Source organism: Paracoccus sediminis (assembly GCF_900188295.1).
In the GTDB taxonomy this organism is placed as follows: Bacteria; Pseudomonadota; Alphaproteobacteria; order Rhodobacterales; family Rhodobacteraceae; genus Paracoccus; species Paracoccus sediminis.
The window spans coordinates 65,125-81,757 of the sequence record NZ_FZNM01000001.1 but is presented as its reverse complement, the minus strand read 5'-3'; the positions used below and the strand labels follow the sequence as shown (position 1 = coordinate 81,757).

Here is a 16,633-nt window from a genome sequence, read left to right as displayed (position 1 = left end):
AGACGGTGATCCCGCAGGCCGACAACGGCAAACTTCGCTCTGTCCAGGAATTTTCACGGGGGGCGGGTTGCGCCCCGCCGTTCAGCGTTCGGCCACCAGCGTCTTGCCCATGGGCCGGATGGGCCGGTCGTGGCCCGCCGGCGAGGCCGTGCCTTCGCCCTGCCGGGCGGCCTCGCGCAGGGGCTGGGCGGTGAAGATGCGGGCCGGAACCGGGCCGGATTGGACGGCCGCCCTGCCCATCGCCTCGACCCCGCGCCGGACGGTGATCGCCAGCGACACCAAAGCCAGGCAGATCGACGACAGCAGGATCAGCAGCACGATCCCCAGAACCCCCAAGAAGATCGGCAGGGGCGGAAACCCTTGGGTCTGGCCCACCTGTGTGACGATCGCGCCGATCAGCGCCACGACGCCCACCGCAAAGACCGCCCCAACGATCCGTTGCACCCAAACCATCACATCCGCTTTCATTGCTGCCCCCAGGTCAATCGGTCTTGTCGGTCGGTTTTCCCCCGCCCTGCCACCCCGGCGCCCTTGGCGCAAGACGGACCGCCTTCATTTTGTCGTGCGCTGACCGGCCATTCCAAAATCCGTGCGATTTTGACAAAGCAGAACAGAACTGCCGCAGGATCGGCAACCTTCATGGCCAGGATGCGCGGGCTGCGGCCGGACAGCCAAGCCCGTCAACGACATCCGGATCGGGAATGGCTTGACGTAGATGCCCCTTGCCGCCGCCGCGGCATCCTGACGGGCGAGGCGCCCGTCGTCGCCCATCCCGGCGCCGGCGTTACCTGCCCGAAGAAACGCCGGGCAGGTATGAACTGGCGAACAAGCCGGCGCGGATTGCCTCGGACTGGCCGTGCGGATGACCGGCGACGGCGAATGGATTGCCCTGCACGACGCGGCGCCGACCCGCACCGCCAACGTGGCCGACCCCTGCAAGGTGCCGGCCCTGGACGAGGGGCCGGGTTTCCTCAGGGGATGCAACACCGCCAACGGCACCTGGGTCGTGGTCTATCCCGCACAGCGGCAACCGTTCGACAACCCCAGGAACGCCAGGATCATCGCCTCTGTGAACGCGAACGGCTTTCCCACCGCCGACACGGTGATCCGGCAACCCCTTGGCCATCGGACGGCCATCGACCTGGCCAGCCTGCTGGCGCGCGGCGGAACCGAGGCCGAGGTGGCCCGGCCTGGATCGGTCAGGCCAGAGAATGGCGTTTGCGGCGCCACCGGCAGCGATGGCTCCGATGCGCTGGAAACCCTCGCGGGCGCCGCCCGTGCCTTTCGGACCGGCCTGCACGGTTTCCGGCCATCGCGATCAAGACACCATGCTATAAACAATTGCGTATCGGCCGTTCCTGTCCATCGGTGATTCGCCATGTGCCAAGCCTGTTTCCAGCCCGATCCCGTCACGGGAAAGCTGCATTTCTGCCATTGCGGTAGCCCGACCACCCTGGCCATCATGCGGCGGATCGAGGCCGACATTTCCCGCCGCCAGATGATCGGCGGAATGGCGGCGGTGGTGGGCATGTTCGCGGGCTTTGGCCTGGCACCGCGCCCCGTGCGCGCCCAAGGTCCGGCCCGGCCCGTCCTGCTGACCAACCTGCGGCTGTTCGACGGCGACCAGCTGTCCCTGCGCGAGGGGACGGAGATCCTGATCGAGGGCGGGCGCATCGCCGCCCTGCCCGCCCCCGGCCAGGGTCCGCAGGACGCCGAACGGATCGACTGCGGCGGGCGCGCCGTCATCCCCGGCCTGATCGACACGCATTGGCATACGACCCTGGCCGCCGTCAGCCAGATCGTCGCCATGACCCAGGACATCGGCCTCTTGCACCTGATGGCGGGCCAGGAGGCCGGGGCCACGCTGAGGCGCGGTTTCACCACCGTGCGCGACGTGGGCGGCCCGGCCTTCGGGCTAAAGGCCGCCATCGACCGGGGCGTGGTCGAAGGGCCGCGCATCTTTCCGGCGGGGGCGATCATTTCCCAGACCTCGGGGCACGGGGATTTCCGGTTCCAGAACAGCCTGCCGATGATGCCCGGCGATCCGGCCGATTACGCCAGCCGGCAGGGCATGTCGGCCTTGGCCGACGGGGTTCCCGAAGTGCTGCGCCGCACCCGCGAGCAATTGATGAAGGGCGCCAGCCAGATCAAGATCACCGCGGGCGGCGGCGTGGCGTCGCAATACGATCCGCTGGAATCGCTGCAATTCACCGAAGCGGAAATGCGCGCGGCGGTCGAGGCCGCAACGGATTGGGGCACCTATGTCTGCGCCCATGTCTATACCGCGCCCGGCATCCGCCGCTGCATCGCCGCCGGGGTGAAATCCATAGAACACGGGCATCTGGCCGACGAGGATACCGTGCGGAGGATGGCCGACACCGACACCTGGTGGTCGATCCAGCCCTTTCTGGCCGACGAGGATGCGAACCGCTATACCGACCCCAAGGCCATCGCCGCCCAGCAGCAGGTGGCCCAAGGAACCGAGCGCGCCTTCGAATGGGCCGACAGGCACCGGGTCAACTGGGCCTTCGGCAGCGACATCCTGTATGGCGGCGGCGAAAGCCAGGGGCGGCAACTGGCGAAACTGGCGCGCTTCATGTCGCCGCTGGCCGCGCTGCACCGCGCGACGGGGGCGGCGGGGCGGCTGCTGGCGCTGTCGGGGGCGCGGGCGCCTTATGACGGCAGGCTGGGGGTGATCGCCCCCGGCGCGCTGGCCGATCTGCTGGTCATCGACGGGGATCCGGAACAGAGCCTGGATTGGTTGGACGATACCGGCAACCTGCGGCTGATCGTAAAGAACGGCCGGTTGTTCAAGAACGAGCTTTCGGGGGACTCGATATGATCTGGATTGCCGCCCTTGCCGCCGCCGCGCTGGCCGCCTCGCCTGCCCTGGCGCAGGACTGGAACGCCCAAGTGACGCCCTATGTCTGGGCCTCGGGCCTGGGGGGCGATGTGACCCCCTTCACCGGCGCGCCCACGCTGGAGTTCGACAAGAGTTTTTCCGAGGTGCTGGAGGATCTGGACGCGGCCTTCTTCCTGTCGGCCTATGCCCGCAGGAACCGCTTTGTCGTCCTGGGCGATCTCAGCTATTCGGCCAGTTCGAAATCCGGCCTGATCCCGCCGGGCCTTCCGGCGACGGCCGAGTTGCGGCAACGGTCCCTGACCCTGGCGGCGGGCTGGCGCGCCATCGACAACGGCAGCCTTGCCCTGGACGTGCTGGCGGGCGTGCGCGCCTGGAAGATCAAGGCCGAGGTATCCGTCGCGGGCGGGGCGATCAGCCGGTCGGGCGACAAGGATTTCGTCGATCCGATCCTGGCATTGCGGGCGAATTACCGGTTGGCGCCGCGATGGTCGGCCATCGCCTATCTGGACTATGGCATCACCGGCATGGGGTCGGAAAAGACCACCCAGGTCGTCGCCACGGTCAATTACCAGATGACCGACCGGGCCTATGTCTCGGTCGGCTATCGGCGGCTTGACGTGGATTACCGCAGCGGCGGCACGCGGGTGGACGCCACCATGGCCGGCCCGCTGCTGGGCCTGACCTGGCGGTTCTGATCGCGCCTAGTAGGAATATTCGCGATAGATCGGGGTCAGGTCGCCGCCCCAGTCGCCATGGTATTTGTCCAGCAATTCGTCGGCCATGACCTTGCCGCTGTCCACGCTTTCCTTCAGCGCGTTCAGGAAATGCGTCTCGTCCGGGACCAGTCCCCCCGCCCCGCTTCGGGCGCGGTGCTTCAGACCTGCTTCCGCGATCTCCAGCACCTGCCGCGCCAGATCGCGCATCCGAACGCCGTTCACCTGCGCGTCCAGGGCGTGGATCCCGGCCTCGCGCCGCCAGGACTCTCGGGTGTCGTCGTCCCAACCCTTGACCAGATCCCAGGCGGCATCCAGCGCCGTCTGGTCATAGATCAGCCCGACCCACAGCGCGGGCAGCGCGCAAAGCCTGCGCCAGGGGCCGCCGTCGGCGCCCCGCATCTCGATGTATTTCTTGACGCGGGCTTCGGGGAACACGGTGGTCATGTGGTCGGCCCAGTCCGACAGCGTGGGCACCTCGCCCGGCAGGGCCGGCAGGCGGCCGTCCAGAAAATCCCGGAACGACTGGCCAAGGGCGTCGATATACCGGCCGTCGCGATACACGAAATACATCGGCACGTTCAGCACGTAATCGACCCAGGCGTCATAGCCGAAGCCGTCCCGGAACACGAAGGGCAGCATCCCGGTGCGCGCGGCGTCCAGGTTCTGCCAGATATGCGCGCGCCAGCTTTTCCAGCCGTTGGGCTTGCCGTCCAGGAACGGCGAATTGGCGAACAGCGCGTTGGCGACGGGTTGCAGCGACAGGGCCACGCGCATCTTCCGGACCATGTCGGCTTCGCTGGCGAAATCCAGGTTCACCTGCACCGTGCAGGTGCGGTACATCATCTGCTTGCCCAGCGTGCCCACGCGGTCCATGTAATCGGTCATCAGCCGATAGCGCCCCTTGGGCATCATCGGCATCTGGTCCTGGCCCCAGACCGGCGCCGCGCCCAGGCCGATAAAGCCCGCGCCGATTCGGTCGGCGATCTCCTGCACCTCGGCCAGATGGCCGTTCACCTCGTCGCAGGTCTGGTGGATGGTTTCCAGCGGCGCGCCCGACAGTTCCAGCTGCCCGCCGGGTTCCAGGCTGATGTTGGCACCGTTCCGTTCCAGCCCGATCAGCTTGTCCTGTTCCATGACCGGCGCCCAGCCGAAGCGTTCCTGAAGGCCCGTCAGCATCGCGTGGATGGAACAGGCCCCGTCATAGGGCAAGGGCAGCAGCCGCGCCTTGTCATAGCCGAACTTCTCGTGCTCGGTCCCGATGCGCCAGGCCTCGCGCGGCTTTTCGCCCGACGCGATATAGGCGGCAAGCTGGTCGCGGCTTTCGATCGGGCCTCCGCCCTGTTGTGGTATCGACATGAGGCGGGGCCTTTCGAGACGTTGCGGGTCACAGGTGACGCGGGGCGGGGGCCGAGTCAACCCGCCTCAACCGGGTCTCCGCCAAACGGTGCGCACGGCATCGGACTGATCGGCGACATGGGCCAAGGCGGCGGATACGGCGCCCATGTCAAGGCCCGGCAACGCGGTGAAAGCATGGGCCAGGGCATCCGATCCGGCGGCATCGACGGGCACCAGCAGCGCCTCTCCCGCAAGGTTGCGCAGGCGCCAGTGGCCCCGGCCCTTGAGCCGCAGCAGGCGGATTTCCACCAGATCGCGCAGGGCGATTTCACCGCCCAGAACGGCGGCGCCGTAATAGCGGATGACGCCCTCGTCCACCTCGACCAGGCCGGGGGCCGCGATGCCGCGCCGGAACGGCAGGCGGCGGACCGCGCCGATCAGCAGCGACAGGCCGACCACAAGGACCAAGCCCCCCAGGGCGGCGAAGAACCAGCCGCCGCGCAGGGAAAGCCACAGGCCCGCCAGCAGGATTGCGGCGGCGACCAGGGTTTCCGACCAGCGGGCGACGCGGGCGCGCAGTTCGGGGCGGATCACCATCGCGACAGCGCGGCTTCGTCGCCGGCCTTGGCATCGACCCAGCGGGCAATGCCGTCCTGGCCAATCTCGCGTTTCCAGAAGGGGGCGCGGGATTTCAGCCAGTCCATCAGGTAATCGGCCGCCTGGAACGCCGCCTGCCGGTGGCGGGCGGCGGTGGCAACCATCATGATCGGTTCGCCCACGGCCAGCCGCCCATGGCGATGGACGATGCGCCAGTCGGTCAGGTCGAAACGGCCGGCCGCCTCTGCCCCGTAATCGGACAGCGCCCGTTCGGTCATGCCGGGGTAATGCTCGATCTCCAGCGCGGCCATGGCCCCGGTGTCGTCGCGGACGAGGCCTGTGAAGGTCACGATGGCCCCCGCGCCCGCGCCGAAACCCGCCAGTTCGGCGGCCGGGTCGAAGGGCGCGGTTTGCACGCGGGCCGACATCGCCGTCAGCCTCCGGTCATGGGCGGGAAGAACGCGACCTCCCTGGCGCCGGACAGGGGGGCGTCAAGGTCGGCAAGCTGCTGGTCCACGGCGCAGCGCACGGCGGCAAGATCGGCGAATGCCGCCGCGTGCCAGTCGTCGCGGGCCGCCAGATCCGCGATCAGGTCGCGGACGGTGGCGGCGTCGGTGTCGATCCGTTCGCGCGGCTGGCCGATGCGTTCGCGCAGCCAGGCAAAGTAAAGGACATCAAGCGTCATGGCCCGGCTCGCGCAGATAGGGGCGCGCCTTGACGAAATAGTCCCAGCCGGTCCAGGCGGTCAGGATGGCCGCGATCCAGATCAGCAGCAGCCCCATCTGCGTCGCCAGATCCGCCCACGAGAACGAAAAGGGCAGCCGCGATTCACCCACCAGCGGCGCCCGCCCGTGTTCGACAAAGGCCAGCCCCGTGCCCAGGAACAGGACCGAGATGGCGACCATCTGAGTCGTGGTCTTCCATTTCGCCAGCTTCGTGACCTTCAGCAGCCGCGCGTTCGACCCCAGGAATTCGCGCAAGCCGGACACGAAGACTTCGCGGAACAGGATCAGGGTGGCGGGCAGGATCAGCCAAGGGTTCATGCCGGAATAGCCGGTGATGACCACGATGGCGATCACCACCATCGCCTTGTCGGCAATGGGGTCCATGGCGGCGCCGAACCGGCTTTCCTGCTGCCAGCTACGCGCCAGATAGCCGTCGATCCAGTCGGTGACGGCGGCCATCATGAACAGCGCCAGCGCCGCCCAGTCCGCAAAGGGGCGGCTGAAATACAGAAACATCAGCGGCACCGCGGGCGCCGCGATCAGCCGGAGAAGGGTCAGGATATTGGGGACGGTCCAACGCATGAAGGCAAGCTAGTCGGTGCCGCCAGACTTGGAAAGGGGCGGCGCGCCGAAATGCGCCGCCCCAGCCGTTCAGCCAAGCGCGCCGGGATACATCTCGAACGCGCGGCCCGCGATGGTCAGATGCACGGCCTTGATGCGCTGTTCGCCGAAATGGCGGGTGCGGCGGCCGATCACGCGAACCGGATCGCCAGGCAGGGCGGCGCTTTCCTTCAGCCCGATTTCGGCGTTGCGGGCGCGGCTGGCCAGTTCGATGGTCCAGTTGCGGCCGTCCTGGTCGCGGACGCACAGCACCGGATCGCTGCCGCTGATATAGTTGTCGGTCACCACTGCCTCCAGTTCGGTAAGGCGGGGCTTGAACTCGTCCCAGTCATGGGTGTCGAAGGTCTTTGGCAGATCGAAGGCAGGGGTCCGTGAGTCAACGCTGCTGTGTTCAAGCACGCGGGGCATTGGGGCCTCCTTGGGTTGAGCAAGTCACAACCATAACGCGACATAAACGCAACAGGGCGGTATTACGTTACCGGCCCTGCCACGCAGCAGCGCAGCACGCATTCCGACGGGATCGCCGCGCATGGTCAAACATGCGATCTGCAAGGACTTATCCGCAATTCAGGCCCAGGGACGAAAATCATTGTTCCGGACCGGGCGTCAACTTCGGGAAATCATTCCCTGCCGTCCAAGCCGTTTCGTCGTGCATTTCTGCATTGCGGCGTCAGGTTCGGGCGTTGAAATGGTCATGGACCTTTTGCGCCATCGCGGCCGAAATCCCCTCGACCGCCTGCAAATCGGTCAGGCCCGCGCGGCTGACCGCCTTGGCGCTGCCGAAATGGGCCAGCAGCGCGCGCTTGCGGGCCGCGCCGATGCCCGCGATCTCGTCCAGCGGATTGGCCATGACCGACTTGGCCCGTTTCGCGCGATGGGTGCCGATGGCCCAGCGATGCGCCTCGTCGCGCAGGCGCTGGATGAAATACAGGACCGGGTCGTTCATGCGCAGGGCGAAAGGCGCGCGGCCGGGGCGGTGGAATTCCTCCTTGCCCTGGTCGCGGTCGATGCCCTTGGCAACGCCGACCACCGGAATATCCTCGACCCCCAGTTCGGCCAGGATGCCGTCCACGACGGACACCTGCCCCGCGCCGCCGTCGATCAGCAGCAGGTCGGGCCAGGCATCGGACTGGCGGTCGGGATCCTCTTTCAGCAGGCGGGCAAAGCGGCGGCCCAGCATTTCCTTCATCATGCCGAAATCGTCGCCCGGCGTGATCTCGGTCCCCTTGATGTTGAACTTGCGGTACTGGCTTTTGATATAACCCTCCGGCCCGGCCACGATCATGCCGCCCACGGCATTGGTGCCCATGATATGGCTGTTGTCATAGACCTCGATCCGCCGGGGCGGGGCCGGCAGGTCGAAGGCCTCGCCCACGCCCTCCAGCAGGCGCAGCTGGGTGGCGCTTTCGGACATGCGCCGGGCCAGGCTTTCGCGGGCGTTGCGCAGGGCGTTTTCCACCAGATCGGACTTTTCGCCCCGCTGGGGGACGCCGATGACGATGCGGCGGGCGGCGCGCTCGGACAGCACCTGTTGCGTCAGGTCAGGTTCTTCGGGGCTGTGGGACAGCAGGATCATCCGGGGCGGCGGCTTGTCGTCGTAGAATTGCAGCAGGAAGGCCTGCATCACCTCGGCCGGGGATTCGACCCCGCCAAGCCGGGGATAGAAGTCGCGGTTCCCCCAGCTTTGATTGCCGCGGATGAAAAAGACCTGGACGCAGGCCTGGCCGCCGTCCATGTGCAGGGCGACGATGTCGGCCTCGGCCACGCGCTTGGGGTTGATGGCCTGGACCGACTGCACGGCGGTCAGCGCCTTGATCCGGTCGCGCAGGGCGGCGGCGCGTTCGTATTCCATGTTCTCGGCCGCTGCCGCCATGTCGCGGGCCAGGTTGGCCTGGATCACGGTGGTCTTGCCTTGCAGGAACCGTTCGGCATCCGACACCAGCGCGTTGTAATCCTCGGCCGAGACGCGCCCGACGCAGGGCGCGCTGCACCGCTTGATCTGAAACAGCAGGCAGGGCCGGGTGCGCGATTCAAAGGTCGCGTCCGTGCAGTTGCGCAGCAGGAACACCCGCTGCAACTGCGTCAGCGTGCGGTTGACCGCGCCCGCGCTGGCAAAGGGGCCGTAATAGTCGCCCTTTTCGGATTTCGCCCCGCGATGCTTCTTGATCTGCGGAAAGGCGTGGGATTTCGCGACCAGGATGTTCGGGAATGACTTGTCGTCGCGCAGCAGCACGTTGTAGCGCGGCTTCAATTGCTTGATGAGGTTCTGTTCCAGCAGCAGCGCCTCGGTTTCGGTGCGCGTGGTCAGGAACATCATCGAACAGGTCTCGCGGATCATCCGGGCGATCCGCGCCGAATGGCCCGAGGGCCGGGCATAGTTCGACACGCGCGCCCGCAGATCGCGCGCCTTGCCGACATACAGAACGCCCCCCTGCGCATCCAGCATTCGATAGACGCCGGGGCTGCGGTCAAGCTGGCGCAGGTAATCCTGGATCAGCGCGTGGCCGGTCTTGCTGGGTCTGTCCTGGGTCATGTCCGTCAAGAAAGTGATTCCTCTGGCGGGCTGCAAGTTCCCCGCAGCGATTGCAAGGCGCAAGCTGTCCACCGCCTTTGTGGATAAGTCTGTGAGAGTCCTGTGAGGCAGGAGGATCCTGTCCAGCAATCGTTACAATTCCGTGACTTTGCCTGATTTTTAGGCAAAATTCCAATCTGTTGTTTTCACGGTGAAAAATTACAAGAAGGGTGCCTCTGGCGGAAACGCGCGAAGATTCAGTCCCTTGCTTAACGAACCTTACCCGGCCGGGGACAAATGCCCGCGCGTCAGTCCCGGCGGCGCCTGGGTGAACGGCCAGGGGATCCGATTCCCAACAGGCGCCGGACGCCGCGGCGGAACGCAGGGCCGCGCAGCAGAGCCATCACCAGCATCACCAACAGGAACAAGAGAACGGCGCGAACGCTCATCGGGCGCCGACGCGGGCAAAGGCCGCGCGTTCCTCGGCCGCGTCCAGCACGGTTTCCGCCGACAGGCCAAGCCTGCGGAACAGCGACTGGCGCGGAGCATGGACGACAAAGCGGGTCTTGTCGCCATGAATCGCCTTCATCTTGGGAACCAGATGGGCGATGCCATCAGCCAGCCCGAGATCCACCGACTGCCGCCCCGCCCAGAATTCTCCGGTGAACAGGTCACGGTCCGCCGCCAGCTTTGCGCCGCGCCGGGCGGTCACATGATCCTTGAACGCCTGGTGGATCGGCTCCAGCACGGTGTGCAGGCGCGCCACGTCCTCGGGGCGTTCGGGACGGAAGGGGTCCAGCGTGGATTTCGACCGTCCTGCCGTGTGGACCCGGCGTTCGATCCCCCAGCGGGCGATCAGATCCTGGAATCCGAAACCGGCCGAAATCACCCCGATCGACCCCAGGATCGAGCTTTCGTCGGCCCAGATGTCATCCCCCGCGCAGGCCAGCCAGTATCCGCCCGACGCCGCGACATCCTCGACGAAGGCATGGACCGGGGTCTTGGTTTCGCGGGACAGCCGCCGGATCCGCGCGGCGATCAGCGACGACTGCACCGGCGATCCGCCGGGCGAATTGATGGACAGCGCCACGGCAACCGGCTTGCCCTTGCGGAACGCACGCTCGATCACCGGGGCCAGGGCCGCGTCGGTCAGGGCGCCGCCGCGCCCGGCCATGCCGATGGCGCCATGCAGCCGGATCACCGATACGCGGGGCCCCCTGTTCGTCAGACGGTCAAGAAAGGGAATGCGCATGGCGACAGACTTAATCATGGGCGCCCCCTGCCACAAGCGTCACGCGGCCCGAATGGTATCGCCCGGCAGAAAGGTCGGGGTCAGCGCGATGATGCGATCTTCGGGAATGCTGTCCTTGCCCGCGACCAGCCGCGCCGCGCGGCGCCCGATATCGACGCGCCGCGCATCGGTCGTGGCCAGCCGCACCGGCAGACCTTCCAGCAGATCGACGCCATTGAAGCCCGCCAGTCCGATGCGGGTCGGAATGTCATAGCCCTTGTCAAGGCAATAGAGCAGCCCGCCGGCCCCGATCATGTCGTTCGAGAAATACAGGAAATCCAGATCCGGCGCGCGATTCAGGATCCGTTCGGTCAGTTCGCGCCCCTTCAGCAGGCTTGACCCGCCCTGGTAATATTCGCGCGCCTCCAGCGTCACGCCCGCGTCGGCCAGGCCGTCTTCGAACCCGGCCAGGCGTTTGCGGGCGCGGTGATCCTCGGGCATGTGGGTGCCGACAAAGCCGATCCGGCGATAGCCCGCGGCCAAGATCCGCGCCGCCATCTCGCGCCCCGCGCGGCGGTGGGAAATGCCGACGATCGTGTCGATGCCCTCGCCGTCCACGTCCATGATTTCCACCACCGGGATGCCGGAATTGCCCAGCATGGCGCGGGACGCCTTGCTGTGTTCCAACCCCGCCAGGATCACGCCCGACGGGCGCCAGGACAGCATGTCGTAAAGCACCATCTCCTCGCGCGCGGGGGAATAGTTGGTGACGCCGATCACGGGTTGCAGGCCGGTGTCGTCCAGTTCCGCCGAAATGCCGCCCAGAACGTCGGGAAAGACCAAGTTCGACAAAGACGGAATGACCACGGCCACCAGGTTCACCCGCTGGCTGGCCAGCCCGCCGGCTATCTTGTTGGGCACATATCCCAGCGTCTTGGCGGCCGTCAGCACCTTTTCCCGCGTCGCGGCGGACACGTCGCCCCGGTTGCGCAGCACGCGGCTGACGGTCATTTCCGACACGCCGGAGGCTTCGGACACGTCGCGCAGGGTCAACGGGCGGCGGGGTCTGGGAGTATTCATTCCATTCCGTCCGATAAGGGCGTTTCCCGATGTTAGCGCCCGTCCGGTCCCGCGACAACCTTGCCAAAGCGCGCATCTGCCGTCAAAAGAACAGTGGCGGCCCCGTGGCTCAACTGGATAGAGCAGCCCCCTCCTAAGGGGCAGGTTACAGGTTCAAGTCCTGTCGGGGTCACCAGAACGTTCTCGGATATCTTCTGTGTTCCTGTTTTGTTCTATACCTGGGCATGTCATACTTGTCTCGAATCAACCAGGAGCAGCGTTTTGCCGAAACGGGCGACCATCCAGTATCGCGAATGCAAGGCGGATGGCGCGCTGCACGGCACGGATCTCAAGACCAGGCTGGTCGATGTCTTGCGGCGGCGGTCACACAGTCATCGGATCGGCGAGAATGCACGGCTGAGGGCGATCGATCTGGACGGAGACGGCAGCCATGTGGTGCTGAACAAAGTGTCGTCGCCCGCGACCTGGGACGGGCCGGTCTTTTGCGGGCAGATCATCCACCTCAGGGCCGGGGCGGATGTCCAGGCGGTGCTGCAATCGCTGGACGACGACACGGACGAATTCCTGGTGCAGAACATCGATGTCGGGCAGGGCGCCCGAATCGTCAGGGGCGTGCTGTATTTTGCGGTCCACCGCAATCATGTCGGCCTGATCGAAAGCGCGGCGGTCAGGGCATCCGTCCTGGAACGCTATTTTACCGCGCTGTTCCGGCAGGCGGGCGAGCTGCATCCTGGGCAACGGATCGTCCTGCTGGCGCGGTTTTCGGCCGCCGGGGAAAAAGGGCTGTCCGAAATCGGCGACCTGTCCCTGTCGGCCCGTCCCCGGTATCGGAATGATGCCGGTCCGTACCCCATGGACGATCTGTTCCGGCGCCCGGCGGGCGAAGCCCGCGACACGGGGGCGACCATCTTTGACGTGCTGCGCCTGATGGGCTGGCAGGACGACGCCCTGGCCCGCCTCTTGGCCGAGGTGCCGGACGGGGGGCGGGTAGAAGGCCTGCTCAAGGTCTTTGTCAAGGACCGGCGGCGCACGGTCCGCATCCCCAGGGCCGCCATCGACGAGGCGCTGCGCAACGTCGATCCGGCCGATCTCGGCCTGCACGGCGACGGGCGGGAACAGGGCGGCATGGTCAAGCTTTCGGTCGTCAGGGATATTGCAGCCGAAGGCTCCCTTCTTGATCCGACCGATGCTATGCTGCGGATCGTCGAGGCCCTGAGGGAATGGGCCGCTGCCGGGAAAATCGATTGCCGCTTCGAGGATCAAAGGCCGTTGCACTGATCGCAGGCGCCGCGGCTGGGGCGATCCTGCCCCCGCCCCTGCTGATCGGCGATCCGTCGCGGCTGCTGGTGACGTTTCTGGGGCTGGCCGCGGCCAGCATCCTTCCCACGGTTTCGCTGGTCATCGGCAGCCTGTCATCCTCGGGACGGTCGGTGATGAGGATCGAGGAACTGGCGCGGGAATTGTCACAGGCGGTTCGAACGCTGTTCCTGATCCTGGCGCTTGTCGCGGTGGCCGTGGTGCTGCTGATGCTGATCGCGATCCTGCCCGACATCGCCTGGCCGATTCCCCTTGCCGGGATCGAGGTTCCCGATGCCGCGCGGCGGGGCGTGCAATCGCTGGCGCTGCTGGCCGCCACCGCCGCCGCCATCCATGCCCTGCAAATCCCGCAAATCCTTGGTCGCGTCCTGACGATCAAAAGGGACATCGCCATCCACGAGGCCCGCAAGGCCCTGGCCGAGACTGCGCCGTCCGAGGCAGACATCCGGCAGATGTTTCCCAAAAAGGACGGTTTCGGCCAGAACGTGCCTCTGGACCGAATGCGCCCCTGACCGCGCCCGCCAATCCGGCATTGCCTTCTGGCCAGCCGTGGGTCTGAAAGGGACGATGGCGGGCGGTCCTGGAACAGCCGAAAATCGATCAAACTATTGATTATTTTCATTATTTTCTGCTCGCGGGCTGCGTTCTGTCATACCTGCGTGGCCACCTGCCCGTTTGGCTCAAGCCTGTGGATGGCGTGACAGTCAGATTGCGAACCATCCATTGTCCAGTGTCCGGGCTTGGTCGGCCCCGTGGGCGCGTGGCGCGTGATCTTCGCCTTCGACCTGACCGTGACGCTGGACCCAACCGCTGGAACGCGAACCGAAGCGGTTGCACGAGTCTTCGTCCTGGCTGGATCTCGACCGCCGAGCACGCGGTTGCAGGGCCGCCGGGCCTGTATCAGGACGACACGCATCTGGCCTTTGTCGAAAAGAACCCCGATCTGCCGTGGCTCGCCATCGGCTGGCGTCCGCGCGCTATCTGCGCAGGCTTTTGGGCAGCGGACAGATTTGGAGGGATTGATGCGCCTGGGGGGACGTCACATCCCCCACGGCTCATGTCCGGTTCGACGGGAAAATTGGCTCAGGCGCACCACGAACATAGGCGCACCGGCCGGTTTTTGCAACGGTGCCATGCCCTCGTCGGCCGAACGGCCCCTGAGAGGCGATTTGAATACCGTTTGAAGGGCCTTGTCGGACCGTCACAGGTGCGGCTACCATTCGGGCAAAGAGGCCGCTCAACGGCGCTCTGACGCGGCCTTCCGAAATCCCCCGGAAATCCTCGCCACCCCCTGAAGTGCTTTACGGGGCACTTCGCCGTCCGGCCATGCCAGATGATCGGCATGGCACGACGTTCATCCACCCTTCAGGGCATCGCCCTCAACGCCCAGGACGGCACCGCGCCGGACTGGGTCCAGCTCATTCCGGCCGGACCCCGGATCCTCGGCCGCGACGGCCGGCGCTGGAAGCTGTCCGACCCCGCCGCCGTGGCGGCGGCCTTCAACGCATCCATTCAGAAGCCGCACATCGACATCGAGCATTCGACCCAGATCCGCGCGCCCAAGGGCGAGCCGGCCCCGGCGGTCGGCTGGTTCGAGGAGATCGAGAGCCGGGACGGATCGATCTGGGGCCGGATGGACTGGACCGAGGAGGGCCGCGTGGCCGTTGCCTCGCGCGCCTATCGCTACCTCAGCCCCGCGTTCCGCCACGATCCCCGCAGCGGCGAGGTGCTGGCGATCGTGTCGGCCGGCCTGACCAACAACCCCAACCTCGACATGGCCGCGCTGAACGCCGCCGAACAGGAGACCGACGAGATGCTGGACCCCGCCCTGCTGGAGGCCCTTGGCCTGAACGCCAATGCTAGTGCCGCCGATGCGGTGGTGGCCATCGGCAAGCTGAAGGACACCCGCGACACCGCGCTGAACGCCGCGAAGATGCCGGATCCGGACAAGTTCGTGCCACGCGCCGATCACGACTTGGCCCTGAACCGGATCGCCGGTTTCGAGACGGCCGAGAAGACCCGCCGCGACGAGGCGATCAATTCCGCCCTCGATGCCGCTGTCGCCGCCGGCAAGGTCGCCCCGGCGTCGCGCGAATACCACCTGGCCGCCTGCCGGTCGGACGGCGGGCTGGAACGGTTCCAGGCCGCCATGGCCACGGCCCCGGTCATCGCGGCCGGGTCGGGCATCGACGCCAGGAAGCCGGGCGATGCGGCCGGTCCCACCGACGAACAGGTCGCGGTCTGCCGCGCCATGAACATGGATCCGGCCGTCGTCTTCGGCGCGGGCAAGAAGGAGTAAGCCGAACATGGCGATCATCACCCCCGCGCTGCTCGTGGCGCTGAACACCGTCTTGCAAAAGGCCTTCAAGGACGCCTATGCCGCCGCCCGCGCCGAGGCGGTCTTCGAGCGGATCGCAACCACGGTGCCGTCCAGCACCGCGACCAACACCTATTCCTGGCTGGGCGATTTCCCGACGTTGCAGGAATGGGTGGGCGAGCGCGTGTTGCGCGACATGAAGGCCCACGGCTATCAGGTCTCGAACCGCCTCTACGAGGCCACCCTGGGCGTCGCGCGGACCGCGATCGAGGACGATCAATACGGGCACTATGGCACCGTGGCGGCGAGCATGGGCCAGGAAGCGGCCCAGCATCCCGACAAGATCATCGCCGCCCTGATGGCGGCGGGCACGACCGCCACCTGCTATGACGGGCAGTACTTCTTCGACACCGACCATCCGGTCTATCCCAACGTCGACGGCACCGGCACGGCCGCGACCGTGTCGAACTACGACAGCGGCGGCGGCGCGCCGGGCCCGGCCTGGTATCTGCTGGATACCCGAAAGCCGCTCAAGCCCTTCATCTTCCAGGAACGCACGAAGCCCGAGTTCGAGCACAAGACCAACCCGGCCAATTCGGACCAGGTGTTCATGGCCGACCGCTACGTCCACGGCATCCGCTATCGCTGCAACGGCGGATACGGCTTCTGGCAGATGGCCTATTGCTCGAAGGCGGCGCTGAGCGTGCCAAACTTTGTGACGGCCCGCGACGCCATGGCGGGTTTCAAGGCGGATGGCGGGCGGCCGCTGGGCATGAACCCGAACGTCCTGGTCGTGCCGCGGTCGCTGCGCAGCGCGGCGGACGAGCTGATCGCCAAGGCCAACCTGACGGGCGGCGAAAGCAACGTCCATTACAAGGCCGTCGACACGATCGTGTCGGACTGGCTGTGAGGGAGGGCGCGATGAGGATCCTGGTCAAGACCGTCGCCGATCCCGGCCCGTTCTTCCGCCTGGGCCGGGGCTGGACGAAGGCGGGCGTCGTGGTCGAGCAGGCCGAATTCAGCGACGACGAATGGGCGCTGCTGGCCGGGGAGCCGATGCTGCATGTCGGCCCGGCCCCGGACGAGGCCGAGATCGCGCAGGTCCAGACCGACGATCTGGGCGATCGGCTCAAGGCGATGATCGCCGGGCTGGAGGCCGACAGCTTCGGCAAGGACGGCAAGCCCAGGCTGGACGCGCTTCGGGCAGCCCTGCCGGAAGCCAAGGACCAGATCACCGCCGAGCTGCGCGATCAGGTCTGGGCCGGGGTCAAGCCGGTCGAGTGATCCCAGGCGAAAGAACCCGTCGCGATCCCATCCCA

General features: G+C 66.7%; 18 protein-coding genes and 1 tRNA gene. 9 read left to right on the top strand and 10 right to left on the bottom strand.

The window, feature by feature from the left end:
* Positions 1-81: 81 nt before the first annotated feature.
* Positions 82-453, bottom strand: coding sequence for a hypothetical protein (locus tag CHB77_RS00450; protein ID WP_131023295.1), 372 nt, complete (start codon positions 451-453; stop codon positions 82-84).
* Positions 454-862: 409 nt separating this feature from the next.
* On the opposite strand from CHB77_RS00450, the gene CHB77_RS00445 reads away from it, so the two are divergent.
* Genes CHB77_RS00445 through CHB77_RS00435 form a run of 3 tightly spaced genes read left to right on the top strand, consistent with a single transcriptional unit; the run spans position 863 to position 3,558 of the window.
* Positions 863-1,372, top strand: a complete 510-nt coding sequence (locus CHB77_RS00445; protein WP_089386215.1) for a hypothetical protein — start codon at positions 863-865, stop codon at positions 1,370-1,372.
* 6 nt (positions 1,373-1,378) lie between these two features.
* Complete coding sequence (locus CHB77_RS00440) at positions 1,379-2,842, top strand: metal-dependent hydrolase family protein (protein ID WP_089386214.1); 1,464 nt, start codon at positions 1,379-1,381, stop codon at positions 2,840-2,842.
* On the top strand, positions 2,839-3,558 hold the full coding sequence (locus CHB77_RS00435; protein ID WP_089386213.1) for an outer membrane beta-barrel protein: 720 nt from the start codon (positions 2,839-2,841) through the stop codon (positions 3,556-3,558). The genes CHB77_RS00440 and CHB77_RS00435 overlap by 4 nt, the downstream gene beginning before the upstream one ends.
* A 6-nt stretch (positions 3,559-3,564) precedes the next feature.
* Here CHB77_RS00435 and CHB77_RS00430 read toward each other — a convergent pair whose 3' ends face one another.
* The 9 genes from CHB77_RS00430 to CHB77_RS00390 all read right to left on the bottom strand — a co-directional run bounded on the left by CHB77_RS00430 (position 3,565) and on the right by CHB77_RS00390 (position 11,680).
* The gene (locus CHB77_RS00430; protein ID WP_089386212.1) at positions 3,565-4,935 is read right to left on the bottom strand and encodes a glutamate--cysteine ligase; all 1,371 of its coding nucleotides are present in this window, start codon (positions 4,933-4,935) and stop codon (positions 3,565-3,567) included.
* A 66-nt stretch (positions 4,936-5,001) separates the two neighbouring features.
* Complete coding sequence (locus CHB77_RS00425) at positions 5,002-5,511, bottom strand: hypothetical protein (protein ID WP_242626502.1); 510 nt, start codon at positions 5,509-5,511, stop codon at positions 5,002-5,004.
* Positions 5,505-5,939 carry a molybdenum cofactor biosynthesis protein MoaE gene (locus CHB77_RS00420; RefSeq protein ID WP_089386211.1) on the bottom strand — a complete coding sequence of 145 codons (435 nt, stop codon included), beginning with the start codon at positions 5,937-5,939 and terminating at the stop codon, positions 5,505-5,507. The genes CHB77_RS00425 and CHB77_RS00420 overlap by 7 nt, the downstream gene beginning before the upstream one ends.
* Positions 5,940-5,944: 5 nt before the next feature.
* Entirely contained in the window at positions 5,945-6,196 is a 252-nt protein-coding gene (moaD, locus tag CHB77_RS00415) for a molybdopterin converting factor subunit 1 (RefSeq protein WP_089386210.1), read from the bottom strand.
* The gene (gene pgsA / locus CHB77_RS00410; protein ID WP_089386209.1) at positions 6,186-6,818 is read right to left on the bottom strand and encodes a CDP-diacylglycerol--glycerol-3-phosphate 3-phosphatidyltransferase; all 633 of its coding nucleotides are present in this window, start codon (positions 6,816-6,818) and stop codon (positions 6,186-6,188) included. The genes moaD and pgsA overlap by 11 nt, the downstream gene beginning before the upstream one ends.
* Before the next feature lie 69 nt (positions 6,819-6,887).
* Complete coding sequence (locus tag CHB77_RS00405) at positions 6,888-7,265, bottom strand: hypothetical protein (RefSeq protein WP_089386208.1); 378 nt, start codon at positions 7,263-7,265, stop codon at positions 6,888-6,890.
* A gap of 262 nt (positions 7,266-7,527) precedes the next feature.
* A complete protein-coding gene (uvrC, locus tag CHB77_RS00400) occupies positions 7,528-9,390 on the bottom strand; it encodes an excinuclease ABC subunit UvrC (protein ID WP_089386207.1) in 1,863 nt (620 codons plus the stop codon).
* Between the two features lie 424 nt (positions 9,391-9,814).
* Complete coding sequence (locus CHB77_RS00395) at positions 9,815-10,639, bottom strand: S49 family peptidase (protein WP_242626503.1); 825 nt, start codon at positions 10,637-10,639, stop codon at positions 9,815-9,817.
* 21 nt (positions 10,640-10,660) lie between these two features.
* On the bottom strand, positions 10,661-11,680 hold the full coding sequence (locus tag CHB77_RS00390; RefSeq protein ID WP_089386205.1) for a LacI family DNA-binding transcriptional regulator: 1,020 nt from the start codon (positions 11,678-11,680) through the stop codon (positions 10,661-10,663).
* Between the two features lie 98 nt (positions 11,681-11,778).
* Here CHB77_RS00390 and CHB77_RS00385 point away from each other — a divergent pair.
* The 6 genes from CHB77_RS00385 to CHB77_RS00360 all read left to right on the top strand — a co-directional run bounded on the left by CHB77_RS00385 (position 11,779) and on the right by CHB77_RS00360 (position 16,598).
* Positions 11,779-11,855: transfer RNA gene (locus CHB77_RS00385), tRNA-Arg, on the top strand.
* 86 nt (positions 11,856-11,941) lie between these two features.
* Positions 11,942-12,958, top strand: coding sequence for a hypothetical protein (locus CHB77_RS00380; RefSeq protein ID WP_089386204.1), 1,017 nt, complete (start codon positions 11,942-11,944; stop codon positions 12,956-12,958).
* A complete protein-coding gene (locus CHB77_RS00375) occupies positions 12,925-13,509 on the top strand; it encodes a hypothetical protein (RefSeq protein WP_089386203.1) in 585 nt (194 codons plus the stop codon). Before CHB77_RS00380 ends, CHB77_RS00375 begins: the two co-directional genes overlap by 34 nt.
* An 830-nt stretch (positions 13,510-14,339) precedes the next feature.
* On the top strand, positions 14,340-15,296 hold the full coding sequence (locus tag CHB77_RS00370; protein WP_165456180.1) for a phage protease: 957 nt from the start codon (positions 14,340-14,342) through the stop codon (positions 15,294-15,296).
* A gap of 7 nt (positions 15,297-15,303) precedes the next feature.
* Entirely contained in the window at positions 15,304-16,224 is a 921-nt protein-coding gene (locus CHB77_RS00365) for a Mu-like prophage major head subunit gpT family protein (protein WP_089386201.1), read from the top strand.
* Between the two features lie 11 nt (positions 16,225-16,235).
* A complete protein-coding gene (locus CHB77_RS00360) occupies positions 16,236-16,598 on the top strand; it encodes a hypothetical protein (protein ID WP_089386200.1) in 363 nt (120 codons plus the stop codon).
* Positions 16,599-16,633 lie beyond the last annotated feature (35 nt).